Source organism: Nocardia sp. NPDC127579 (assembly GCF_042672005.1).
Taxonomy (GTDB): domain Bacteria; phylum Actinomycetota; class Actinomycetes; order Mycobacteriales; family Mycobacteriaceae; genus Nocardia.
Genome location: NZ_JBHXVZ010000009.1, coordinates 23,925 through 44,633 on the forward strand (window position 1 = coordinate 23,925; position 20,709 = coordinate 44,633).

Below are 20,709 nucleotides of genomic sequence, written 5' to 3' on the forward strand. Positions count from 1 at the left end.
TCCTCACCGACACCGGACACTGGGTTACCCGGCGGTGCCCTGGAGTTCGATGCCCGCCTCGCGCATCTGCTCGAGCGCGGCCTCGACCGTCGCCGGAGCCACGCCCGCGGTCAGGTCGAGCAGCACACGCGTGTCGAAGCCGGCACGCTCCGCGTCCAGGGCGGTGGCGCGCACGCAGTGATCGGTGGCGATGCCGACGACGTCCACCGCGTCGATATCGCGGGACCGCAGCCAGGCGGCCAAGGTGCTGCCGTCGGCGGCGGCACCTTCGAAACCCGAATAGGCGGCGGCGTATTCGCCCTTGGCGAATATTTCCTCGACGCGGTCGGTGCGCAGGTTCGGATGGAATTCCGCGCCCGGCGTGCCGACCCGGCAGTGCGGCGGCCAGCTGTCCACGAAATCGGGATCGTCGGAGAAATGCGGACCCGGATCGATGTGGTAATCCCTGGTCGCGACGACGGCGGCGTAATCCCTGGTCGCGACGTGTGCGCTGATCCGCTCGGCGACCGCCGCGCCACCCGCCACCGCCAGCGACCCGCCCTCACAGAAATCGTTCTGCACGTCCACGATGATCAACGCCCGGTTCATGACGAGGCTCCTTAATTACGCGCGGTTGTAAACTGAGGCTACCGGGCCACGATTGCGTTGTGCCGTGGCCGCAGTGCGCTTTTGGGGGGATTCGATGAGTAGCGACCGACTCGACCGGCAGGCCCGCCTGGGCTGGGCCATGGGCACCGTGATCATCTGGGCGGGATACGCGGTGCTGTTCGCGGTGTGCGCGCTCGGGTTCAGCGGATTGACACTGCTGTTCGAGTGGCCGGCCGACGGCGGCGAGTGGGGGTGGCTCGCCGGGCGCGGCGCGCTGTTCGGCGCGCTCTTCGTCGGCGCCACCCTGTTCACCAAGCGCCGCCGCTGATCAACGCACGAACGTGGTCGGGATCGCGGGTTCGCCCGCCGAGAGTTTGAGTCCCTCCCACGGCAGGCTCACGAGTCCGCGGCGCACCAGGTCCCGGCTCTGCGCCAGGGTGGGCAGCCCGTCGAGCACCTTCCCGCCCCGGACCAGCGGCGTCCGGAGTTCGCGCACCTCGAACCCGTCCGTGGCGGGCGTGGGACCCGTTGCGGGGTAGACGATTTCCTCCACCACGGTGCCGGTGCGCCGGGACAGCCGGATCGCCTGCTTGGTTCCACCGCGGGATTCCTTGTGGCTGCTGCGTTTGGCGACCGGCAGGCCGTCCACCTCCACGAGTTTGTAGACCATGCCCGCGGTCGGCGCGCCGGATCCGGTGACCAGCGAGGTGCCGACGCCGTACACGTCGACCGGGTCGCCGCGCAGCGCCGCGATCGCGTACTCGTCCAGATCGCCGGAGACCACGATGCGGGTGCCGGTGGCGCCGAGCGCGTCGAGTTGATCGCGGACCTGTTTGGCCAGCACGCCCAGGTCACCCGAATCTATGCGCACCCCACCGAGTTCCGGGCCCGCCACCTCGATGGCGTTGGCCACGCCCTGGGTGATGTCGAAGGTGTCCACCAGCAGTGTGGTGCCGATGCCCTGTGCCGCGATCTGGCTGCGGAAGGCCTCTTTCTCGTGCTCCCCATCCGACCCGCTGTGCAACAGGGTGAACGCGTGCGCGCTGGTGCCCGCGCTCGGCACCCCGAACTGCCGCGCCGCCTCCAGATTCGAGGTGGTGTCGAAACCGGCCAGATACGCGGCCCGTGAACTGGACGGCGCCGCGAGCTCGTGGGTACGCCGCGACCCCATCTCGATCATCCGGCGACCCGCGGCGGCGCTGACCATTCGCGCCGCGGCCGACGCGATCGCGCTGTCGTGATTGAGGATGGACAGGATCAGCGTCTCCAGCACCACGCCCTCGGCGAAGCTGCCACGCACGGTCAGGATCGGCGAGCCTGGAAAGTACAGCTCACCCTCGGCGTAGCCGTCGATATCGCCGGTGAAGCGATAGTCGCGCAGCCAGGCGACGGTGTCCTCGTCCAGGAAACGAGACACCACGGCCAGCTCCTCGGGACCGAACCGGAATCGCTCCAGCGCCTCGAGCACACGTCCCGTTCCCGCGACCACGCCGTAGCGCCGCCCGTTCGGCAACCGCCGGGCGAACACCTCGAAGGTGCATCGGCGCTCCGCGGAACCATCGGCCAGGGCCGCGGCGAGCATGGTGAGTTCGTACTGGTCGGTAAGCAGCGCGGTGCTGGGTGTCTGCACAGTGTCACTGTAGACATCGAGACCGAACCGTGCCCTTATCCGCCAGCTTGTTCGCAGGTGTTGTGCTTGCTGGGTCGCGTCGTACCCTGGACGTTATGGCCTTGTGCGAAACGGAACTGACAACGACGCTGTCGGCGGCACAGGCGACTCCGGAAGCGGTCGAGTACACCGAGGTCCTGGAGGCGGAAGACCGCCCATGGGTGACGGTGGTCTGGGACGACCCCGTCAACCTGATGCACTACGTCACCTACATCTTCCAGAAGCTGTTCGGCTACACCAAGGCGAAGGCCACCGAGTTGATGCTCCAGGTACACAACGAGGGCAAAGCCGTGGTGTCGTCGGGCTCGCGCGACAAGATGGAGCAGGACGTACGCCGGTTACACGCGGCTGGCCTGTGGGCCACGATGCAACGGGACGAATGAACTTGCGACTACCCTGAGTCTCCGTGCGGAAGTGGAGCCGGAAGAACTCGCTGAGCGGCCTCAAATTGCGGTCCGAGATGGACCAGCGCGAGGCCGCGGTGTTGCGGTCGCTGGTCGGCACGGTCTCCGGGCTGCTGGTCGAGCGGGCGCAGTCCGCGCCCGAGGACGAGCTGGCCGCCCTGACCGGTCTGCGCAGCGGCAATACCGCGCCGCCGGACGACCCGCGGCTCAAGCGCCTGCTGCCCGATTTCCATCGCAGCGAGCCCGGTTCCCCCGATGCCGAGCGATCCGATCTCAACAGCGCGCTGCGCGGCCTGCACGAGCCGGAGATCATCGACACCAAGGTCGCCGCCGCGGGAGTCGTACTCAATACCGTCCCGGTCGAGGGCGGGAAGATCTCGCTCACCCCGGAGCAGGCCGACGCCTGGCTGACGGCGCTCACCGATGTCCGCCTGGCGCTGGGCACGGTCCTGAACATCGACGCCGACACCCCCGACCAGCTCGAACCCGACGATCCGCGGGGTGTGCACCTGGATGTCTATCACTGGCTCACCTGGATGCAGGACTCCCTGCTGCAAGCCCTCTCGCCCGAGTAACCCCGCATGAGTGCGACCGGGCCCCGGAATTCGATCACCGATGTGGACGGACTGCTGGTGGGCCACCACCACGCGCTCGACGCCGACGCCACACTCGGCAGCGGCGCCGCCACCGGGTGCACCGTGGTGCACGCACCGGGCGGTGCGACCGCCGCGGTGGACGTGCGCGGCGGCGGGCCGGGCACCCGGGAGACCGACCTGCTCGACCCGGGCAATACCGTGCGCCAGGCGAATTCGATCCTGCTCACCGGCGGCAGCGCCTACGGTCTGGCCGCCGCCGACGGCGTGATGCGGTGGCTGGAGGAACACGGCGAGGGCATCGCCATGGATCCGGCCGACCCGGCCAAGGTGGTGCCGATCGTGCCCGGTGCGGTCATCTTCGATCTGCCGGTGGGCGGCTGGGGAATCCGGCCCACCGGCGACTTCGGCTTCCGCGCCGCCGAGGCGGCGGCGGTCGACTTCGCCCGGGGATCGGTGGGTGCGGGCGTCGGCGCCCGGGCCGGATCGCTCAAGGGTGGTGTCGGCAGCGCCAGCATCGTGCTGGGCGACGGGCCCGCCGCGGGGGTGACGGTGGCGGCGCTGATCGTGGCGAATCCGGTCGGTTCGGTGTTCGATCCGCGCACCGGTCTGCCGTGGAGTGCGGGCACCGACGGGCCGGAGTTCTTCGGATTGCGTACGCCCACACCGCAACAGCTGGCCCGGGCGAACGCGCTGCCGGTCAAGGGCACCGTGCTGAACACCACGATCGGCGTGGTGGCCACCGACGCGCCCCTGGACCCGATCGGCTGTCGCCGCATGGCGACGACGGCGCACGACGGCCTGGCCCGCGCCATCCGGCCCGCGCACTCCCCGCTCGACGGCGACACCCTGTTCGCGCTCGCCACCGGAACCGCCACGCCGTCCCGGTACCCGATGCCGCCGGCGTTCCCGGCCGACCTGCTGGTCCTGGACGCGATCTGCACCGCGGCCGCGGTGGCCGTGGAACGCGCGGTACTCGACGCCGTGCTGTCCGCGACCAGCGTCGCCGGGATCCCGGCCTATCGCGACCTGTTCACCGCCTGACACCGAAGGTGTGTAACAGATCACCCGAGCTGGTGCCGGTGCGCGCTATGCCGGGAATAGGTGAATATCCTGGGTCGTTGTCGGCTGGGACAGCCGGAGTACGGAAGGGTTCGACTGGTGCTGGTGATCAAGAGCGACCTCGTGGACGCGATGGTGGCGCACGCGCGCGCCGACCACCCGGACGAGGCCTGCGGCGTCATCGCCGGGCCCGAGGGGTCGGATCGGCCGGAGCGATTCGTGGCCATGGTCAATGCCGAACGCTCGCCCACGTTCTACCGGTTCGACTCCGGTGAACAGCTGAAGGTGTGGCGCGAAATGGACGACGCCGACGAGACACCGGTCGTCATCTACCACTCGCACACCGCCACCGAGGCGTACCCGAGCCGCACCGATATCTCCTTCGCCGCCGAGCCCGACGCGCACTACGTGCTGATCTCCACCCGCGATCCGGAGCGGCACGAGCTGCGCAGCTACCGGATCCTCGACGGTGTGGTCACCGAAGAGCCCGTGCAGATCGTCGACGAGTACTGAACCCCAGCAATCGAGGAGTCCTTCCATGTCGGTAACCGTGTCCATCCCGACCATCATGCGCAGCCTCACCGGCGGTGAGAAGCGCGTGCAGGCCAGCGGCGACACGCTGTCCGCCCTGATCACCGACCTCGACGCGAACCATCCGGGCCTGGCCGAGCGCCTGCTCAAGGACGGCAAGCTGAACCGCTTCGTCAACATCTACGTCGACGACGAGGACGTGCGCTTCGCCGGTGGTCTCGCGGCGGAGGTGCCCGAGGGCGCGTCCGTCACCATCCTGCCCGCCGTCGCCGGAGGCTAGAAACCGCTGTGGCGCGCTACGAATCGCTGATCGCGACCCTCGGCGATACTCCGCTGGTGGGTTTGCGCACGCTGTCTCCGAAATGGGATGGCGAGGATCATGTGCGACTGTGGGCCAAGCTCGAGGACCGCAACCCGACCGGATCCATCAAGGACCGTCCGGCGCTGCGCATGATCGAGCAGGCCGAAGCCGAAGGCAGACTCACGCCCGGCTGCACCATTCTGGAACCGACCAGCGGCAATACCGGGATCTCGCTGGCGATGGCGGCCAAGCTCAAGGGGTACCGGCTGATCTGCGTCATGCCGGAGAACACCTCGGTGGAGCGGCGTCAGCTGCTGACCATGTTCGGTGCGGAGATCATCGATTCACCCGCCGCCGGCGGCTCCAATCAGGCGGTGGCCAAGGCCAAGCAGATCGCCGCCGAGCATCCCGACTGGGTGATGCTGTACCAGTACGGCAATCCGGCCAACGCGCTCGCCCACTACGAGACCACCGGTCCGGAGATCCTCGCGGACCTGCCGGAGATCACGCATTTCGTGGCGGGGCTCGGCACCACCGGAACTCTCATGGGCACCGGCCGTTTCCTGCGTGAGAAGGTCGCCGATATCGAGATCGTCGCCGCCGAACCGCGATACGGCGAGCTGGTCTACGGACTGCGCAATATCGACGAGGGATTCATCCCGGAGCTCTACGACGAGTCCGTGCTGACCACCCGCTTCTCGGTCGGCCCGTTCGACGCGGTCAAGCGGACCCGCGAATTGGTCTTGGAGGAGGGCATTTTCGCGGGCATCTCGACCGGCGCCATCCTGCATGCCGCGCTCGGTGTCGCCCGCAGGGCGCTGAAGGCGGGCCGCCGCGCCGATATCGCCTTCGTCGTCGCGGACGGCGGCTGGAAGTACCTGTCCACCGGCGCCTACGACGGCACCCTCGAGGAAGCCGAGGAGCGGCTCGACGGCCAGCTCTGGGCCTAGCTCCCGGTCGCGCCGGTACTCTCGATGGGGCGGGTCGCCGACCGCTGGCGATGCCGCGACGAGGAGGTTGCCATGGCCGGCGGCACTGGGCCGTCGTTCGATCCGGGACGGATCGCGCGGCTGCGGGGGCAGGTGGGCAAGCCCGCCGGGGGTGGACAGCGGGTCTGGGCGCAGGCCGGGGTACTGATCCTCGGTTTCGTGGCATTGCTGTACGGCATCGAGGTGGTCGACAGTATTTCCGGTAGCCGCCTTCAGCAGGCGGGCGTCGAGCCGCGGGAGCCGGACGGGCTGTGGGGGATCCTGTGGGCGCCGGTACTGCACGACGACTGGTCGCACCTGATCGGCAACACCCTGCCGGTGCTGGTCCTCGGATTCCTGGTGCTGCTCAGCGGTATCGCCCGCGGTCTGGCCGCGACCGCGATCATCTGGGTGGTCGCCGGTGTCGGCACCTGGCTGATCGGCCCCGACCACAGCGTGCACGTCGGTGCGTCGTCGCTGATCTTCGGCTGGCTCACCTACCTGATCGCACGCGGCTGGTTCGCCCGCAATATCGGCCAGATCCTGCTCGGACTGGTGGTTTTCGCGCTCTACGGTTCCGCGCTGTGGGGCGTGCTGCCGGGCCAGCCCGGAATATCTTGGCAGGGCCATCTTTTCGGTGCGGCGGGTGGACTGCTGGCAGGCTGGGTACTCTCGGGTGATGCACGCCGAAGCCGTCGCGGGGATCAGTCGGGGATCATTGCGCAGCCCAGGTGAGGCTCTCGAACGCAGCCGAATGTGGGGGATCCATCAGTGACCGAGCGTAGCGAGGGAACCATCGGCACAGCACCTTCGGGCGCCGCAGAGCCGAGCGTTAGCGAGGTGGAGTGGTGACCGAAAATTCGTCGTGGCAGCATGATGGGATGCGCCTTACCGTCCTCGGGTGCTCGGGCAGTGTGTCCGGCCCGGACTCCCCAGCGTCGGGGTACCTGCTGACCGGACCGGATATGCGACCGGTGGTCATCGATTTCGGCCCCGGTGTACTCGGCGCGCTCCAGCGCTACGCCGATCCCGGCGAGGTCGACATCTTCCTCACGCACCTGCACGCCGACCACTGCCTCGACCTGCCGGGTCTGCTGGTGTGGCGGCGCTATCACCCGACTCCGCCGGTCGGTAAGGCCATCGTGCGCGGCCCGTCGGACGCGGCGGTGCGGATCGGCAATGCCTCCGCCGAGGTCGGCGGCGAATGCGACGACTGGTCCGATGTGATCGATCACCGCGCCTGGGCGGAGAACGATCTGATCGAATTCGGTCCCGGGCACACCGTGCTGGCGCGGCGCATGTTCCATCCGCCGGAGTCCTACGGCCTGCGCATCACCGGCGCATCCGGCCGCACCTTCGTCTACACCGGTGACACCGCCATGTGCGACGCGGTACTCGAACTCGCCGCGGGCGCCGACATCCTGATGTCGGAAGCGTCCTGGACTCATGACCCGGCGAATCGTCCACCCGGCATTCACCTTTCGGGGACCGAGGCCGGGCAGATCGCCACCCGTGCCGGGGTGAAGGAACTGCTGCTCACCCATATTCCGCCGTGGACCTCCCGCGAAGACGTGATCGCCGAGGCGAAGGCCGCCTTCGCCGGGCCCGTGCACGCGGTCGCGCCGGGCGAGACCTTCGACATCTGAGCCAGCGGCTAAGCTCAGCCCGTGTCGAGACGAGCTGATGGCAGGGCGGACGACGAACTCCGCGAGGTCCGGATCACCCGGGGATTCACCACGCATCCAGCGGGATCGGTGCTGGTCGAATTCGGGCAGACCCGGGTGATGTGCACGGCGAGCGTCACCGAGGGCGTGCCCCCGTGGCGCCGCGACTCCGGCTTGGGCTGGCTCACCGCCGAATACGCGATGCTGCCCGCCGCCACCCACACCCGTTCCGGGCGTGAATCGGTGAAGGGCCGGGTCGGTGGCCGCACCCAGGAGATCAGCCGGCTGGTCGGCCGGTCGCTGCGCGCCTGCATCGACCTCGCGGCCATCGGCGAGAACACCATCGCGATCGACTGCGATGTGCTCCAGGCCGACGGCGGAACCCGCACCGCCGCGATCACCGGAGCCTATGTCGCGCTGGCCGACGCGGTCACCTATCTGGGCGCGGCGGGCGGCCTGGCCGATCCGCAGCCGATCTCGTGCGCGATCGCCGCGGTGAGCGTCGGCGTCGTCGACGGCCGGGTCCGGCTGGATCTGCCGTACGAGGAGGACTCGCGCGCCGAGGTCGATATGAATGTGGTGGCCACCGATACCGGCACCCTGGTGGAGATCCAGGGCACCGGCGAGGGCGCCACCTTCCCGCGCTCCACCCTGGACAAGATGCTCGACGCCGCCCTCGCCGGCTGCGACCAGCTGTTCCAGGTGCAGAAGGAAGCGCTTGCGCTGCCGTATCCGGGTGTGCTGCCCGAACCGGTGGAGAAGCGTCGATGAGGCGTGTGCTGGTCGCCAGCCGCAATGTGAAGAAGCTGGCCGAGCTGCGGCGGATTCTCGACGAGGCCGGGGTCGCGGGGGTCGAGATCGTCGGCCTCGACGATGTGCCGCCCTACGACGAGGCACCCGAGACCGGCGCGACCTTCGAGGAGAACGCGCTGGCGAAGGCCCGTGACGGTGCCGCCGCCACCGGATTGCCCTGTGTGGCCGACGATTCCGGGATCGCGGTGGACGCGCTGAACGGTATGCCCGGCGTGCTCTCGGCCCGCTGGTCCGGTCGGCACGGTGACGATCCGGCCAACAACGCCCTGCTGCTCGGGCAGCTCGGCGATGTTCCGGACGCGCGGCGTGGCGCGCAGTTCGTCTCCGCCTGTGCGCTGGTCGTGCCGGGCGGCGCGGAACTGGTGGTGCGCGGCGAGTGGCCGGGCCGGGTCGCGCGGACACCGCAGGGCGACGGCGGTTTCGGTTACGATCCGCTGTTCGTGCCGGACGGTGGCGAGGTGTCCGCGGCGCAACTCACGCCGGCCGCGAAGGACGCCGCGTCGCACCGTGGCCGGGCGCTACGGCAGTTGCTGCCCGCGCTGTCGGAACTCGCGTCGGACTAGACGCCGAACTCGTCCCTGACCTTCTTCGCGTTGACATGCTCGACGTAGAAGGACAGGAACGGGATGGTGCCCGCGATCAGGGTGCCGACGGTGCGGCCGAGCGGCCAGCGGACCTTGACGGCGAGGTCGGCGGTCACCAGCAGGTAGGCGAAGTAGACCCAGCCGTGCACGACGGCGATCCAGCTGGGGGTGTCGACGCCGAAGCCGTATTTGGCGATCATCTCGGCGGTGAGCAGCAGCAGCCACAGGCCGGTGATCCAGGCCAGTGCGCGGTAGCGGGTGAGTGCCGCCGCGATCTTCTGGGTTTTCGCGCCGGGCGCGGTTTCCGTGGCGCTCATCCGGCGCTCCTCTCGGTGCGGGCGTCCAGTCCGGCCTTGCGGACCTGGTCGTCGAGGTCTTTGGCGTGCAGGTCGGCCAGGTATTTGTTGTATTCGGCCAGGACCGGGTCGTCGTCGCGAGCCGCCTTCGGGCGCTCGGGCAGGATTCCGGCGGGAATCTCGCGTGCCGCGACGGTCTGCACGGGCTTCGGGACGTGGTCGCCGTCGTCGCTGGATTCACGCTCGAGCCGCACGAACCGGAAGTAGGCGAAGACCGCGAACCCGGCGAACAACGGCCACTGCAACGCGTAACCGAGGTTCTGCCCGGTACCGCTGGCCGATTCGAACCGCTCCCACTGCCACCACCCCAGCGCGAGGCAGGCCAGCGCGGACACGACAACCAGGACGATCAGAGCCGGGCGTCGGGGGATGGAAGCCGACGAAGTCGGCGGGGTGGGTAAGGACCTGTGTGCCGAGCGGCGGGGAGGGGCGGACACGACATACACGGTACCCGTCTACTACAGCGGCCGTAGGAGCAGGTCGATCACCGGTCGTGATGCCGATCCGGAATGCGCGGCTCGAGTCCTGCGGCTTGGAAGGCTTTGCCCAAGCCTTCGAACCGGTCCATCAGTGCGGTCACGGACAAGGGGCCCTCGGCCGGGGTAACGGGTTTCGTGGCGGCGGCGCGGAAAGTACGGCGGTAGGCGGTGGGGGAGACGCCGAGGGTGGCGGTGAGGTGCTGGCGCAGGGCGGCGGCGGTGCCGAAGCCGGAATCCGTGGCGACGCGGTCGATCGGCAGGTCGGTGGTTTCCAGGAGCAGGCAGGCCTGGTCGACGCGCTGCTGGGTGAGCCATTGCCCGGGCGGTACGCCGACTTCGTCGCGGAAGCGGCGGCAGAAGGTGCGCACGCTCATTCGGGCCTGCTCGGCGAGTTCGGACAGCGTGAGTGGACGGTCCAGGTGTCGTAGTGCCCACGCACGGGTGTCGGTGATGGGAGAGGACGCGGGTTCGGGAACGGGGCGTTCGATGAATTGGGCCTGCCCACCGGCACGCCACGGCGCGACGACGCACAGCCGGGCGACCCGGTTGGCGACGGCGGTTCCGTGGTCGCGCCGCACCAGGTGCAGACACAGGTCGATGCCTGCCGCGGCCCCGGCGGCGGTGAGCACCCGGCCGGGATCGATGAAGAGCACGGTCGGGTCGACATGGACCTGCGGGAAGGTGCGCTGGAAGTCGGCGGCCCGGTTCCAGTGTGTGGTGGCGGGCATGCCGTCGAGTAGCCCGGCGGCGGCGAGCACGTAGGCCGCGGTGCAGATCGAGACGATCCGGACCTCGGGCCGCAACCCGTCGAACACCTGGGCCAGCTCAGCGGGCAGCCAGTCCGCCGCGGACTCGGACCCGCACCCGACGAACGGCGGGATGACGATTGTGTCGGCGGTGTGCAGGGCCGTCAGATCCTGTTCGACCGCGATGCCGAAATCCGCGTTGCTGCGTACCGGCCGGCCGTCGAGCGTGCAGGTGAGGACCTCGTACAGCGGTGCGCCGTCGGTGTCGAAGGCGGTACCGAAGATCCGTGCGGGGATGCTCAATTCGAAGGGATAGACCCCGTCCAGGGCCAGAACGACCACGCGATGCATGGCAAGATCCTTGCATATATTGGCCTTCTTGCCACTCGTTGTCCGTGCCCGGCTGCGGAATTCTGGTCTCGGCGCGGCCGATTCGACCGGAACCGGCTCCGAGGACAGGAGATATGACGATGCGTGCGATCCGGCAGGACGAGTTCGGCGGACCCGAGGTACTGCGGCTGGTCGAGGTGGACAAGCCGGTGCCGGGGCTGGCCGAGGTGCTGGTGCGGGTGCACGCGACCTCGGTCAACCCCACCGATGTGTGGCATCGGTTCTCCGGTGGGCTGGTCGGCCGGATCGTGCCGCTGGGCTGGGACGTGTCCGGTGTGGTGGAGGCGGTCGGGCCCGGGGTCACCCGTTTCCGGCCCGGTGACGAGGTGTTCGGGATGCCGCGGCATCCGCTGCCTGCGGGCACCTACGCCGAGTACGTCACCTCGCCCGCTCGGCACCTGGTGGCCAAACCCGCGGAGCTCACCCACACCGAGGCCGCGGCATTGCCGCTGGTCGCGATGACCGCGTGGCAGGCGCTGGTCGACGTGGCCGAGGTGCGGGCCGGGCAGCGCGTGCTGATCCACGCGGCGGCCGGTGGGGTCGGGCATGTGGCGGTGCAGATCGCCAAGGCGCGGGGCGCGTATGTCATCGGGACCGCGAGCGCGGGCAAGCGCGAATTCGTGCGTGGTCTCGGTGCGGACGAGGTGATCGATTACACCGCGGTCGATTTCGCCGACGTGGTCACCGACGTGGACGTGGTCCTCGACCCGATCGGCGGCGAGTACGGGCCGCGTTCGCTGCGCACCCTGCGCCCCGGCGGGATCGTGGTGTCACTGGCCTCGCCCGCCGAGGATCAGCTCGCGGAACTCGCTGCGCCGCAGGGGAAGCGGGCCCGGTTCATGGCGGTGGAGGCCGACCTCCAGGGCATGCGGGAGATCGCCGCACTGGCCGAGGCCGGTCGGCTCCGAGCGCATATCGATGCGGTGCTGCCGATCGCGGACGTGGCCGAGGCGCACGAACTCAGTGCCGGTGGACGCACGACCGGCAAGATCGTGCTCACCGTCGGCTAGAACGTGTAGGTGACTCCGGTGCGCTGTTCGGATTCTTCCCACAGCCGCTGCCACAGCTTCTGATCCTGCGAGAGCTTGCTGGACGGGGACGGCTCGACCGGGCCCTGGCTCTGCATCAACCGGGCTGGGCCCCAGTAGGTTTCGGGGTCGGCGTCGGGCATGGTGGCGGCGAACAGAGTGGAGTGCGCGGCTTTGTGCGGCGGGTGGCCGATGATGCGGATGAGCGGCTTGGCGACCTTGTCGGCCCAGGTCTCGGTGCGAGCGAACAGATCGGTGGCCGAGACGCCGGGGTGCACGCCGTAGGAGCGCTTGACCGAGCCCGCCGCCGTGAGCCGACGCTGGAGTTCGCGGGCGAACATGAGGTTCGACAGCTTCGACTGGGCGTAGGCCAGGTTCCGCTGGTAGCGCCGGTGCTCGTAGTTCAGGTCGTCGACCCAGAACTTCGGTGTCTGCTTGTGCGCGATGCTGGCCAGGGTGACGACCCGATCGCCGATCTTGTCCAGCAGCAACCCGGTGAGCGCGAAGTGCCCGAGATGGTTGACGCCCCACTGGGTTTCGAAGCCGTCCTTGGTGCGTGAGAACGGAATGTTCATCAGGCCCGCGTTATTGATCAGGACGTCGAATTCGCCGGAGCGGTCCGCGAATTCGCGGACCGAGGCCAGATCGGCCAGGTCCAGGGTGGCGGTGCGTACGTCGCCGGGGATGGCCTCGGCGACCGCCTGGGCCTTCTGCGCGTTCCGGCAGGCCATGATGACGGTGGCGCCTTTGGCGGCGAGGACCTTGGTGGTTTCCGCACCCAGCCCGCCGTTCGCGCCGGTGATGACAAAGGTGCGCCCGGTCTGATCCGGAATCTGTGCTGGTTTCCACGCCATGCACCCAACCTTACTCTGGAGTAAGTTCGGGGGGAAGGGTACGGCGGAATTGGCTCAGACAATACCCGCCCGACCGGCTGGGTACCGTGAACGCGTGACAACCCTGGGCAGGCAGTACGGCGGACGCGCCGTCGCCGAACGCAAGGCCGAACGCCGGGAACGGTTCCTCGACGCCGCGACCAAGATCTTCGCCGAGCGCGGCTACACCGATTGCTCCCTCGCCGATGTCTGCGCCGCCGCCGGACTGTCCAAGCGACAGTTCTACGAGGAGTTCCAGACCAGGGAGGACGTGCTGGTCGCGGCCTACGACCGAATCCAGCAGGACGCCGCCGCGGCGGTGATCGCCGCTGTGCGCGAACTGGATTCGGCCACCGACGCGCAGACCGCCATGCACACGGCGCTGACGGCCTACCTCGGCTCGATCGGCTCCGATCCGTTCCGCGCCAAGGTGGCCTTCATCGAGGTGGTCGGGGTCAGCGAGCGCATGGAGCAGCACCGCCGCGCCCGCCGCCACAAGTGGGCCGACCTGCTGGAGACGGTCGTCCTCCCGAAGGTCGCCCCCGGCGGCCATCTGCGGGGCGGCACCTACCTGGGCGCATCCGCCTTTATCGGCGCCACCAACGGCCTGACCAGCGAATGGCTGCTCGCCGACCCGCGTCCGCCGGTCATCCAGCTGGTCGACCTGCTGGTACCGATCTCCCTCGCGCTGATCGAGACGCCGGTATAGCCGGGCTCCGGCCCGTCCGGTCGGCGATCGGCGGAAGCGTCCGTCTAACCGAGCATGTCGGCGAGGTTGCGGCGGCGGCTGGGCTGGCGGAGTTTGCCCAGGGCCTTCGCCTCGAGCTGGCGGATGCGTTCGCGGGAGACGCCGAGGGCGGTACCCACTTCCTCCAGGGTGCGGGGTTCGCCGCGGTCCAGGCCGAAGCGCAGCAGGATGACCTCGCGTTCGCGATCGCTGAGGGTGGCCAGCACGGCGTCGAGGCGGCCGCGCACCTGGCTTGCCGCGACCAGGTCGGCCGGGTCCGGGGCAGCGTCGGCGATCAGGTTGCCGAGTTCGGTGTCGTCCTCGTCGCCGACCGGAGTGTGTAGTGAGATCGGCGTGCGGCCGTGCCGCATGACCTCTTCGATCTGCTCGACCGGCAGGTCGAGTTCGGCGGCGATCTCGGCCGGGGTGGCCGCGCGGCCCAGCTGCTGCGACAGGGTGCGCTGGGCGCGGGTCACCTTGTTGAGCACCTCGACCACATGAACCGGGATCCGGATGGTGCGGCCCTGATCGGCCAGTGCGCGCCCGATGGACTGACGAATCCACCAGGTGGCGTAGGTGGACAGTTTCAGCCCGCGTTCGGCCTCGAACTTCTCGATCGCGCGGATCAGCCCGAAGGTGCCCTCCTGCACCAGATCCAGCAGTGACATCCCGGTCGGCACCGGGTAGCGCTTGGCGATGGATACCACCAGGCGCAGGTTGGCCTCGACCATGTGCTCCTTGGCGCGCTCACCGTCGACGACGGTGCGGCGCAGGGCGCGCCGGGTGGCGGCGTCGAGTTCGGTTCCGGCGGCGGCACTCTCGTCCAGTTGCTGCTGGGCGGTCAGGCCGGCCTGGATGTAGGCGGCCAGTTCGACTTCCTCTGCGGCGGTGAGCAGGGGGGTGCGGCCGATGGCGCGCAGGTAGTCCCGGATCGGGTCCTCGCTGACCGAGCCGGTGGTCGGGGCGAGGCGGCGGGTGGCGCAGAACTGAGGCATACGAGGGCCTTTCGATCGGGACGGGTGCCGGTGGCCGACGTGAGGGGTCGTCGGCCACCGGCGGGTGCGCGGCGAATGCGGGGTGGCCGCATCCGGCATCGCGGTGGGCATCGGAGGGGTCGTTGCGGATCAGTGCCAGGTAGAAGTGCGCCCGGGCGCCGAATATTCCGCTCCGGCCGACCTCTTATCGCCCGGGGATTCGCAGCGGGCGGCGGACCGGCACGCGGTCGACCTGTGCGCGGGTCGGGCCGGGATTGCGCCGCTTGTCCCGCTGGAGCGGGAATTGCGTTGCGCCCGTGCGGGATTTGTCGGTGTACACGATGTATTTGGCCATGGTGGCTGCTCCCTGGGGGTCGATCTGGATGGTCTGACGCGGGGCTGCGATATCAGGGCCGTGAATCATGCGCTGGGTTTCTCCTTCGATCGTGTGCCGTCTCCGGCAACGAAGACAAACTTAGATCGAACCTAAAAATATGTCAAGTACAAATTTATGACGAATTCAGATAGGCTCTCCGGCATGAGCGAACAGGGACTCCGCGCACGGAAGAAACAGCAGACCAGGGACACGATCTCGGATCGGGCCACCCGCCTGTTCCTGGAGCGCGGCTTCGACAAGGTCACCATCGCCGATGTCGCGGCCGCGGCCGATGTCGCGAAGATGACGGTGACCAACTACTTCCCGCGCAAGGAGGATCTCGCCCTGGATCTGGGCCCGGTCTTCGTCGAGCAGCTCGCCGCGACGGTGCGCGAGCGGGAGCCGGGCGAGTCGGCGCTGGCGGCGCTGCGGCGGGCCTACCTGGCCGCCGCTGCCGAGCAGAGCCCCGTGGTCGGCTTCTCCGGTCCCGACTTCGCCAAGCTGATCGCCGACAGTCCGGCCCTGCTGGGCCGGTTGCGCGAGTTCCACGAGGAGCGTGAGGCGGCATTGGCGCGCGCGCTGGCCGCGGAGACCGCGGCTGAACCGGGTGACATCACGCCGCGGGTCGCGGCCGCGCAGCTCGCCGGAGTGCATCGGGTGCTGTTCGAGGAGACCATGCGGCGCACGCTGGCGGGGGAGTCCAATGACGTGATCGCCGCCGCGCTCACCGGCTACATCGGCCGCGCCTTCGACGTACTTGCGCCGGGTCTGGAGCGCTACGCGGTCCGCTAGTCGATAGCTGCCGTGTCGCTGGCCTATTTGGGCAATGGCATCGGACCATACTGGCCGCATGACCGAGGCGGTAGCTGTTGCCGAGAAGTCCGCGCCGGAAGCGCTGAGTCGCGGCCGGATCAATCTGATCTTCGGCACCATCGTGCTGGGCATGCTGATGGCCGCGCTCGATCAGACCATCGTCTCGGCGGCACTGCCCAGCATCGTCGCCGATCTCGGCGGCGCCGGGCACATGGCCTGGGTGGTCACCGCGTACATGCTGACCGAGGCGGTGTCGACGGCGCTCGCGGGCAAGCTCGGCGATCTGTTCGGGCGCAAGCTCGTCTTCCAGCTCAGCGGAATCATCTTCATCGCCGGGTCGGCGCTGGCCGGTCTGGCCCACGACATGCTGCTGCTGATCGTCGCGCGCGGCATCCAGGGCGTCGGTGCGGGCGGTCTCATGGTGACCGCCATGGCGCTGATCGCCGACACCATCCCGCTGCGGGAACGCGGGAAGTATCAGGGCGCGCTCGGCGCGGTCTTCGGCGTCACCACCGTCGTGGGGCCGACGCTGGGCGGCCTGTTCACCGACCACGCCAGCTGGCGCTGGTGCTTCTATGTCAATGTGCCGATCGCGATCATCATGATCGCGCTGGCGGCGCGGACGATTCCGCATGTGCGAGCCCTCGCCCGGCCGATCATCGACTACGCCGGCATCGGCCTGGTGGCGGCCGGCGTCTCGTGTCTGATCCTCGGCCTGGAGTTCGGCGGGCAGGAATATCCCTGGGGCTCTTGGCAGATCGTCGCCCTGTTCGCCGCGGCGGTGGTGCTGCTCGTGGCCTTCGTGCTGGTGGAGTTGCGTTCGCGCGAGCCCATGCTGCCGATGAAGCTGTTCCGTAGCAATGTCTTCACGGTGTGCTCGATCCTGAGCTTCATCGTCGGCTTCGCCATGATCGGTTCGATGACGTTCCTGCCCGCGTATTTCCAGTACGTGGACGGAGTTTCGGCCACCATGTCCGGGGTGCGGACGCTGCCGCTGGTGGTGGGGCTGATGTTCACCTCGATCCTGTCCGGCCAGGTGGTCGCGAAAACCGGCCGCTACAAATACTTTCCGATCGTGGGCACCGCGGTGACGGCGCTGGGCCTGTTCCTGATGTCGACCATGGGCCGGTCCACCGGGCCCTGGCTGGAGTCGCTGTATCTGCTGGTGCTCGGCATGGGCATCGGCCTGTCCATGCAGGTGCTCACCATCGTGGTGCAGAACACCGTGCCCTATGCCGATCTGGGCACCGCGACCTCCGGCGTCACCTTCTTTCGCACGCTCGGAAGTGCGTTCGGCGCGGCGATTTTCGGCACGCTGTATACCAACCAGCTGACGCCGAATCTGGCGCGGGCGCTGGCGGAGGTGCCCGGGGTGTCACCTGCGGTGGCTTCGAATCCCGAAGCGCTGCGCAATCTTCCGCCGGAGCAGTCGGTGCCGATCATCGACGCCTACGCGGCGTCGATCAACTATGTGTTCCAGTGGGTGGTGCCGGTCGCGATCCTCGCATTCGTCGTGGCCTGGTTTCTGAAGCAGGTGCCGCTGCGCGACAGCATTCGCGGCGGGGCGACCGATGTGGGCGAGGGCTTCTCGATGCCGGATCACGGCGATCGGGTGGCGCTGCTGGAGCGGGCGGTGTCGGTCACGATGCGCAAGGCGCACACGGAGGGCGGTTCGGTCCACTCGCGCATCCTGGCCGACGCGGGCAGTGAGCTGAGCCGGGGCCAGGCGTGGGCGTTGCGGCAGATCTACCTGCACAACCGGATTCGCGGCGGCGCGAGCATCGCCTCGATCGCGCAGGCGCATCGGGTGCCGGACGAGGTGGTCGAGCCGGTGCTGCTGAAGGTGATCGGCGCGGGCTTCGTCGATGCCGATGATGGGAATCTGACGCTGACCCCCGTCGGCCGGGCGGAAGTGGATCGGGTGCATCAGGCCTGGCGTCGCTGGCTGAGCGGCCGGATCGACGACTGGGACGACCGTGATCCGGTGGACAGCGCGCTGCTGGACCAGGCGCTGGACAATATCGCCCGGAAATTGCTGGATGACCAGCTGGAATTCGACTCCGCACGGACCTGAGCCAAATACTTGTGAGCGAATACTCGTAGACGTATACTCGTCTACGAGTAAGGAGGTGTCATGGCCATCAAACGCAAGGTCAACAATCTGCTGGCGCTGGCAGTGCTGTCCGTCATCGTCGAACGGCCGATGCACCGCTACGAGATCGCCTCCAAGCTGAAGGAACGCGGCAAGGACCGCGATATGGACATCAAGTGGGGCTCGCTGTACACGGTCGTGCAGAACATGGCCAAGGCCGGTTTCCTGGAGGAGGTCGGCAGCGAACGCGAAGGCGCCCGCCCCGAGCGGGTGATCTACCGGATCACCGACGTCGGCCGCGCCGAAATGCGGGAGTGGACCACCGAGCTGATCGCCGATCCGGAACTGGAGGCGACGCGATTCACCGCGGGTCTGTCGATCCTGGGTGTGCTGCCGCCCGAGCTGGTGATCGAACTGCTGGCCCGGCGGATCGCCACACTCGAGCAGACCATCGGCGAGATCGAGCGCGAACTGGCGGCCCTGGCGGGCGCGCTGCCGCGGCTGTTCACCGTGGAAACCGAATACAGCCTGGCGATGCTGAACGCCGAGGTGGCCTGGGCGCGGTCCTTCCGTGCCGAACTCGTCGACGGCGATTTCCCCGATCTGGAGTTCTGGCGGCGGATGCACGCCGAGAACATCGACCCGGCCGACGTCTTCGCGATTGTGGAGAGGGGGGAGAAACCGGAGTAATCCAGCAGGACCCGGGCCCGGCGGAGGTGCGGCAACACCACCGCCGAGCTCGAGCGAACCGTCTCGAACCGTGCCCGCGTACGCGCACCCAGCCCAAGGTTTGGCAACCACAGGATAGCCGGGTGGTCGGCGGAACGGTGTCGGGGAACCTTCCACACACCGAATCGGAGTACACCCATGTCCACAACACGTTCCGCACTGGTCATCGGCGGCGGCATCGCCGGGCCGGTCGCCGCGACCGCACTGCGCAAGGCGGGTATCGACGCCCGCGTCTGCGAGGCTTATCCCGGGCCCTCGTTCAATATCGGCAGCGGGCTCGCGCTCGCACCCAACGGCGTGGCCGCGCTCGATCTGATCGGCGCCGGAGATCGGGTGCGCGACATCGCGTTTCCCGTCTCCGATATGTCGCTGTCGGTCGGCGGCAAGATCCATCGGGTGCCCACCCTGCCCGGAGTGGAGCCGCTGCAACTGGTCGATCGCAGCGATCTGCACCGGACGCTGCACGATCATGCCGTCGAGGCCGGTGTGTCGTTCGAGTACGACCGGCGGCTGATACGCGTCGACGAGCACGCCGACGGCATCACCGCGCACTTCGCCGACGGCGCCAGCGCCACCGCCGACGTGCTCATCGGGGCCGACGGCATCCGCTCGACGGTGCGCACACTGATCGATCCGAACGCACCCGGTCCGGACTACACCGGAATGCTCGGCTTCGGCGCGACGGTCGAGTGCGATCTCGACACCGCACCGGGCACCATGGTGTTCGCGTTCGGCCGGCGCGCCTACTACCTCTACGGCGGACTCGGTGGCGGCCGCTTCCTGTGGGGCGCGAATCTGCCCAGCAAGCAGTATCTTTCGCTGACCGAGGCGCGGGCGCTGCCCGCCGAGCACTGGCTCGAGATCCTGCGCGAGACCTACGGCGGCGACGACGCGGGCGGCAAGCTGGTGGCGGCGACGACCGTCGAGAACCTGGAGGTCACCGGGGCGCTGCACATCATGCCGCCGGTGCCGCGGTGGTATCGCGGGCGCATGGTGCTGGTCGGTGATTCGGTGCACGCGCCGTCCAACAGTTCCGGCCAGGGCGCTTCGCTGGGGATCGAGAGCGCGATCGAGCTGGCGCGCTGCCTGCGCGATCTGCCGCACGGGCAGGCCTTCGCGGCCTACGAGCGAGCGCGGCGCGCACGGGTCGAGGGGGTGGCCGAGCGGGCGGCGCGGATCAACCACAGCAAGACCCCGGGCCCGCTGGCGCGGAAGATGATGAACCTGGTGATGCCGATGATGTTCAAGCTGACCGACCAGGAGAAGCAGCTCGGCGCCGAACAGCGCTATCGGATCGACTGGGACGCCGTCACACCACCCAGGGTGGCGAATCGGTAACACCCCGGTGGCGGGTGTGCCAGCACTGGGGTTCCTGTCGAATAGCCGCTGAACAGGGGAAATTTGAAGTCGTACCGCATCGGACGACCTCGGAGGACCACCTCATGAACACCGCGCACCTCGATCGGAACCGCAGCGCCGCGAACCAGGTTGCCGCGGTATCGGACCGCGACTACCTGGACCGCTGGTCCAACCGGCTGGCCCGGGTGCTGCTGGCGCGCGGTGGCGCGCCGGGCACCCGGATCGCGGTGGCGGTCGAGCCCGCCGTCGAGTTCGTGGTGACCCGCTGGGCGGTCGAGAAGATCGGCGCCACCATGGTTTCCGCCGACTCGGCCGCGCTCGGCGGCCACCTCGGGGTCACCACCAAACAGGATCGCGGCGGGCTCACCGACACCGTCGACTGGCTGCTGCTCGACGATCGCTCGACCCTGCTCGGCTACCTCACCGGATCCGACGCCCCGATCACCGACGCCGATCTTTTCCACGTGCCGCAGGCCTGCTGATTTCTCGTTGTCCGCGTCTTACCGCGAGATAGACTCCTGGGGAAGAATTTCTGCGCACGCTGGTCGAATCCGCCGCGCTCCCCCGCGGTCGGCTGCGCGCCGCGCCCCA

26 protein-coding genes are annotated in these 20,709 nt (G+C 68.8%); 18 read left to right on the plus strand and 8 right to left on the minus strand.

What is annotated here, in order from left to right; genetic code table 11:
- Positions 1 to 24: 24 nt before the first annotated feature.
- Positions 25 to 588 (minus strand): isochorismatase family protein, encoded by a 564-nt coding sequence (locus tag ACFVMC_RS27030; protein WP_379214780.1) that lies wholly within the window; start codon positions 586 to 588, stop codon positions 25 to 27.
- A gap of 94 nt (positions 589 to 682) precedes the next feature.
- On the opposite strand from ACFVMC_RS27030, the gene ACFVMC_RS27035 reads away from it, so the two are divergent.
- Positions 683 to 916, plus strand: a complete 234-nt coding sequence (locus ACFVMC_RS27035; RefSeq protein WP_379214781.1) for a hypothetical protein — start codon at positions 683 to 685, stop codon at positions 914 to 916.
- Here the strand turns inward: ACFVMC_RS27035 and ACFVMC_RS27040 are convergent, their stop codons facing one another.
- Positions 917 to 2,218 (minus strand): nicotinate phosphoribosyltransferase, encoded by a 1,302-nt coding sequence (locus ACFVMC_RS27040; RefSeq protein WP_379214783.1) that lies wholly within the window; start codon positions 2,216 to 2,218, stop codon positions 917 to 919.
- 95 nt (positions 2,219 to 2,313) lie between these two features.
- On the opposite strand from ACFVMC_RS27040, the gene clpS reads away from it, so the two are divergent.
- The 10 genes from clpS to ACFVMC_RS27090 all read left to right on the plus strand — a co-directional run bounded on the left by clpS (position 2,314) and on the right by ACFVMC_RS27090 (position 9,156).
- Entirely contained in the window at positions 2,314 to 2,640 is a 327-nt protein-coding gene (gene clpS / locus ACFVMC_RS27045; protein WP_379214785.1) for an ATP-dependent Clp protease adapter ClpS, read from the plus strand.
- Positions 2,641 to 2,663: 23 nt separating this feature from the next.
- On the plus strand, positions 2,664 to 3,236 hold the full coding sequence (locus ACFVMC_RS27050) for a DUF2017 domain-containing protein (protein ID WP_379214786.1): 573 nt from the start codon (positions 2,664 to 2,666) through the stop codon (positions 3,234 to 3,236).
- Between the two features lie 6 nt (positions 3,237 to 3,242).
- Positions 3,243 to 4,298 (plus strand): P1 family peptidase, encoded by a 1,056-nt coding sequence (locus ACFVMC_RS27055; protein WP_379214788.1) that lies wholly within the window; start codon positions 3,243 to 3,245, stop codon positions 4,296 to 4,298.
- A gap of 117 nt (positions 4,299 to 4,415) precedes the next feature.
- Entirely contained in the window at positions 4,416 to 4,829 is a 414-nt protein-coding gene (locus ACFVMC_RS27060; RefSeq protein ID WP_379214789.1) for a Mov34/MPN/PAD-1 family protein, read from the plus strand.
- A gap of 25 nt (positions 4,830 to 4,854) precedes the next feature.
- Positions 4,855 to 5,127 (plus strand): MoaD/ThiS family protein, encoded by a 273-nt coding sequence (locus tag ACFVMC_RS27065; RefSeq protein WP_379214791.1) that lies wholly within the window; start codon positions 4,855 to 4,857, stop codon positions 5,125 to 5,127.
- A gap of 8 nt (positions 5,128 to 5,135) precedes the next feature.
- On the plus strand, positions 5,136 to 6,098 hold the full coding sequence (locus ACFVMC_RS27070; RefSeq protein ID WP_379214792.1) for a PLP-dependent cysteine synthase family protein: 963 nt from the start codon (positions 5,136 to 5,138) through the stop codon (positions 6,096 to 6,098).
- 72 nt (positions 6,099 to 6,170) lie between these two features.
- A complete protein-coding gene (locus tag ACFVMC_RS27075; protein WP_379214794.1) occupies positions 6,171 to 6,851 on the plus strand; it encodes a rhomboid family intramembrane serine protease in 681 nt (226 codons plus the stop codon).
- Positions 6,852 to 6,997: 146 nt separating this feature from the next.
- Entirely contained in the window at positions 6,998 to 7,762 is a 765-nt protein-coding gene (locus ACFVMC_RS27080) for a cyclic nucleotide-degrading phosphodiesterase (RefSeq protein WP_379214796.1), read from the plus strand.
- A gap of 21 nt (positions 7,763 to 7,783) precedes the next feature.
- On the plus strand, positions 7,784 to 8,551 hold the full coding sequence (gene rph / locus ACFVMC_RS27085; protein ID WP_379214798.1) for a ribonuclease PH: 768 nt from the start codon (positions 7,784 to 7,786) through the stop codon (positions 8,549 to 8,551).
- Positions 8,548 to 9,156, plus strand: a complete 609-nt coding sequence (locus ACFVMC_RS27090; RefSeq protein WP_379214800.1) for a non-canonical purine NTP pyrophosphatase — start codon at positions 8,548 to 8,550, stop codon at positions 9,154 to 9,156. Before rph ends, ACFVMC_RS27090 begins: the two co-directional genes overlap by 4 nt.
- Here the strand turns inward: ACFVMC_RS27090 and ACFVMC_RS27095 are convergent.
- The 3 genes from ACFVMC_RS27095 to ACFVMC_RS27105 all read right to left on the minus strand — a co-directional run bounded on the left by ACFVMC_RS27095 (position 9,153) and on the right by ACFVMC_RS27105 (position 11,109).
- Positions 9,153 to 9,494, minus strand: coding sequence for a DUF3817 domain-containing protein (locus ACFVMC_RS27095; protein ID WP_379214802.1), 342 nt, complete (start codon positions 9,492 to 9,494; stop codon positions 9,153 to 9,155). The two genes, ACFVMC_RS27090 and ACFVMC_RS27095, sit on opposite strands and share 4 nt — an antisense overlap.
- Positions 9,491 to 9,904, minus strand: a complete 414-nt coding sequence (locus ACFVMC_RS27100) for a transcriptional regulator (protein ID WP_379215327.1) — start codon at positions 9,902 to 9,904, stop codon at positions 9,491 to 9,493. The genes ACFVMC_RS27095 and ACFVMC_RS27100 overlap by 4 nt, the downstream gene beginning before the upstream one ends.
- Before the next feature lie 113 nt (positions 9,905 to 10,017).
- Positions 10,018 to 11,109: a GlxA family transcriptional regulator gene (locus ACFVMC_RS27105; protein ID WP_379214803.1), complete on the minus strand. Its 1,092-nt coding sequence runs from the start codon at positions 11,107 to 11,109 to the stop codon at positions 10,018 to 10,020.
- Between the two features lie 113 nt (positions 11,110 to 11,222).
- Here ACFVMC_RS27105 and ACFVMC_RS27110 point away from each other — a divergent pair, with 113 nt between their 5' ends.
- Positions 11,223 to 12,158, plus strand: a complete 936-nt coding sequence (locus ACFVMC_RS27110) for an NADP-dependent oxidoreductase (RefSeq protein WP_379214805.1) — start codon at positions 11,223 to 11,225, stop codon at positions 12,156 to 12,158.
- Here the strand turns inward: ACFVMC_RS27110 and ACFVMC_RS27115 are convergent.
- A complete protein-coding gene (locus ACFVMC_RS27115; protein WP_379214807.1) occupies positions 12,155 to 13,030 on the minus strand; it encodes an oxidoreductase in 876 nt (291 codons plus the stop codon). The genes ACFVMC_RS27110 and ACFVMC_RS27115 overlap by 4 nt on opposite strands.
- A gap of 94 nt (positions 13,031 to 13,124) precedes the next feature.
- Between ACFVMC_RS27115 and ACFVMC_RS27120 the strand changes: the two genes are divergently transcribed.
- Positions 13,125 to 13,757 (plus strand): TetR/AcrR family transcriptional regulator, encoded by a 633-nt coding sequence (locus ACFVMC_RS27120; protein WP_379214809.1) that lies wholly within the window; start codon positions 13,125 to 13,127, stop codon positions 13,755 to 13,757.
- Positions 13,758 to 13,801: 44 nt separating this feature from the next.
- Here ACFVMC_RS27120 and ACFVMC_RS27125 read toward each other — a convergent pair whose 3' ends face one another.
- Positions 13,802 to 14,770: a sigma-70 family RNA polymerase sigma factor gene (locus ACFVMC_RS27125; protein WP_379214811.1), complete on the minus strand. Its 969-nt coding sequence runs from the start codon at positions 14,768 to 14,770 to the stop codon at positions 13,802 to 13,804.
- Between the two features lie 184 nt (positions 14,771 to 14,954).
- Entirely contained in the window at positions 14,955 to 15,173 is a 219-nt protein-coding gene (locus ACFVMC_RS27130) for a hypothetical protein (protein WP_379214813.1), read from the minus strand.
- 114 nt (positions 15,174 to 15,287) lie between these two features.
- Here ACFVMC_RS27130 and ACFVMC_RS27135 point away from each other — a divergent pair, with 114 nt between their 5' ends.
- The 5 genes from ACFVMC_RS27135 to ACFVMC_RS27155 all read left to right on the plus strand — a co-directional run bounded on the left by ACFVMC_RS27135 (position 15,288) and on the right by ACFVMC_RS27155 (position 20,600).
- Complete coding sequence (locus tag ACFVMC_RS27135; protein ID WP_379214814.1) at positions 15,288 to 15,917, plus strand: TetR/AcrR family transcriptional regulator; 630 nt, start codon at positions 15,288 to 15,290, stop codon at positions 15,915 to 15,917.
- Between the two features lie 58 nt (positions 15,918 to 15,975).
- A complete protein-coding gene (locus ACFVMC_RS27140; protein WP_379214816.1) occupies positions 15,976 to 18,012 on the plus strand; it encodes an MDR family MFS transporter in 2,037 nt (678 codons plus the stop codon).
- A gap of 60 nt (positions 18,013 to 18,072) precedes the next feature.
- Complete coding sequence (locus ACFVMC_RS27145; protein ID WP_379214818.1) at positions 18,073 to 18,720, plus strand: PadR family transcriptional regulator; 648 nt, start codon at positions 18,073 to 18,075, stop codon at positions 18,718 to 18,720.
- 177 nt (positions 18,721 to 18,897) lie between these two features.
- A complete protein-coding gene (locus ACFVMC_RS27150; protein WP_379214820.1) occupies positions 18,898 to 20,097 on the plus strand; it encodes an FAD-dependent monooxygenase in 1,200 nt (399 codons plus the stop codon).
- A 104-nt stretch (positions 20,098 to 20,201) separates the two neighbouring features.
- The gene (locus ACFVMC_RS27155) at positions 20,202 to 20,600 is read left to right on the plus strand and encodes a hypothetical protein (RefSeq protein ID WP_379214822.1); all 399 of its coding nucleotides are present in this window, start codon (positions 20,202 to 20,204) and stop codon (positions 20,598 to 20,600) included.
- The last annotated feature ends 109 nt before the right edge of the window (positions 20,601 to 20,709 follow it).

Excerpts from the sequence above, each read along its gene's own strand:
- ACFVMC_RS27035 (WP_379214781.1), top strand. The coding sequence starts at position 683 with ATGAGTAGCGACCGACTCGACCGGCAGGCCCGCCTGGGCTGGGCCATG.
- ACFVMC_RS27095 (WP_379214802.1), bottom strand. The coding sequence starts at position 9,494 with ATGAGCGCCACGGAAACCGCGCCCGGCGCGAAAACCCAGAAGATCGCG.
- ACFVMC_RS27075 (WP_379214794.1), top strand. The coding sequence starts at position 6,171 with ATGGCCGGCGGCACTGGGCCGTCGTTCGATCCGGGACGGATCGCGCGG.
- ACFVMC_RS27130 (WP_379214813.1), bottom strand. The coding sequence starts at position 15,173 with ATGATTCACGGCCCTGATATCGCAGCCCCGCGTCAGACCATCCAGATC.
- ACFVMC_RS27090 (WP_379214800.1), top strand. The coding sequence starts at position 8,548 with ATGAGGCGTGTGCTGGTCGCCAGCCGCAATGTGAAGAAGCTGGCCGAG.
- ACFVMC_RS27080 (WP_379214796.1), top strand. The coding sequence starts at position 6,998 with ATGCGCCTTACCGTCCTCGGGTGCTCGGGCAGTGTGTCCGGCCCGGAC.
- ACFVMC_RS27150 (WP_379214820.1), top strand. The coding sequence starts at position 18,898 with ATGTCCACAACACGTTCCGCACTGGTCATCGGCGGCGGCATCGCCGGG.
- clpS (WP_379214785.1), top strand. The coding sequence starts at position 2,314 with ATGGCCTTGTGCGAAACGGAACTGACAACGACGCTGTCGGCGGCACAG.
- ACFVMC_RS27155 (WP_379214822.1), top strand. The coding sequence starts at position 20,202 with ATGAACACCGCGCACCTCGATCGGAACCGCAGCGCCGCGAACCAGGTT.
- ACFVMC_RS27135 (WP_379214814.1), top strand. The coding sequence starts at position 15,288 with ATGAGCGAACAGGGACTCCGCGCACGGAAGAAACAGCAGACCAGGGAC.
- ACFVMC_RS27055 (WP_379214788.1), top strand. The coding sequence starts at position 3,243 with ATGAGTGCGACCGGGCCCCGGAATTCGATCACCGATGTGGACGGACTG.
- ACFVMC_RS27125 (WP_379214811.1), bottom strand. The coding sequence starts at position 14,770 with ATGCCTCAGTTCTGCGCCACCCGCCGCCTCGCCCCGACCACCGGCTCG.
- ACFVMC_RS27030 (WP_379214780.1), bottom strand. The coding sequence starts at position 588 with ATGAACCGGGCGTTGATCATCGTGGACGTGCAGAACGATTTCTGTGAG.
- ACFVMC_RS27145 (WP_379214818.1), top strand. The coding sequence starts at position 18,073 with ATGGCCATCAAACGCAAGGTCAACAATCTGCTGGCGCTGGCAGTGCTG.
- ACFVMC_RS27140 (WP_379214816.1), top strand. The coding sequence starts at position 15,976 with ATGACCGAGGCGGTAGCTGTTGCCGAGAAGTCCGCGCCGGAAGCGCTG.
- ACFVMC_RS27065 (WP_379214791.1), top strand. The coding sequence starts at position 4,855 with ATGTCGGTAACCGTGTCCATCCCGACCATCATGCGCAGCCTCACCGGC.
- ACFVMC_RS27115 (WP_379214807.1), bottom strand. The coding sequence starts at position 13,030 with ATGGCGTGGAAACCAGCACAGATTCCGGATCAGACCGGGCGCACCTTT.
- ACFVMC_RS27105 (WP_379214803.1), bottom strand. The coding sequence starts at position 11,109 with ATGCATCGCGTGGTCGTTCTGGCCCTGGACGGGGTCTATCCCTTCGAA.
- ACFVMC_RS27110 (WP_379214805.1), top strand. The coding sequence starts at position 11,223 with ATGACGATGCGTGCGATCCGGCAGGACGAGTTCGGCGGACCCGAGGTA.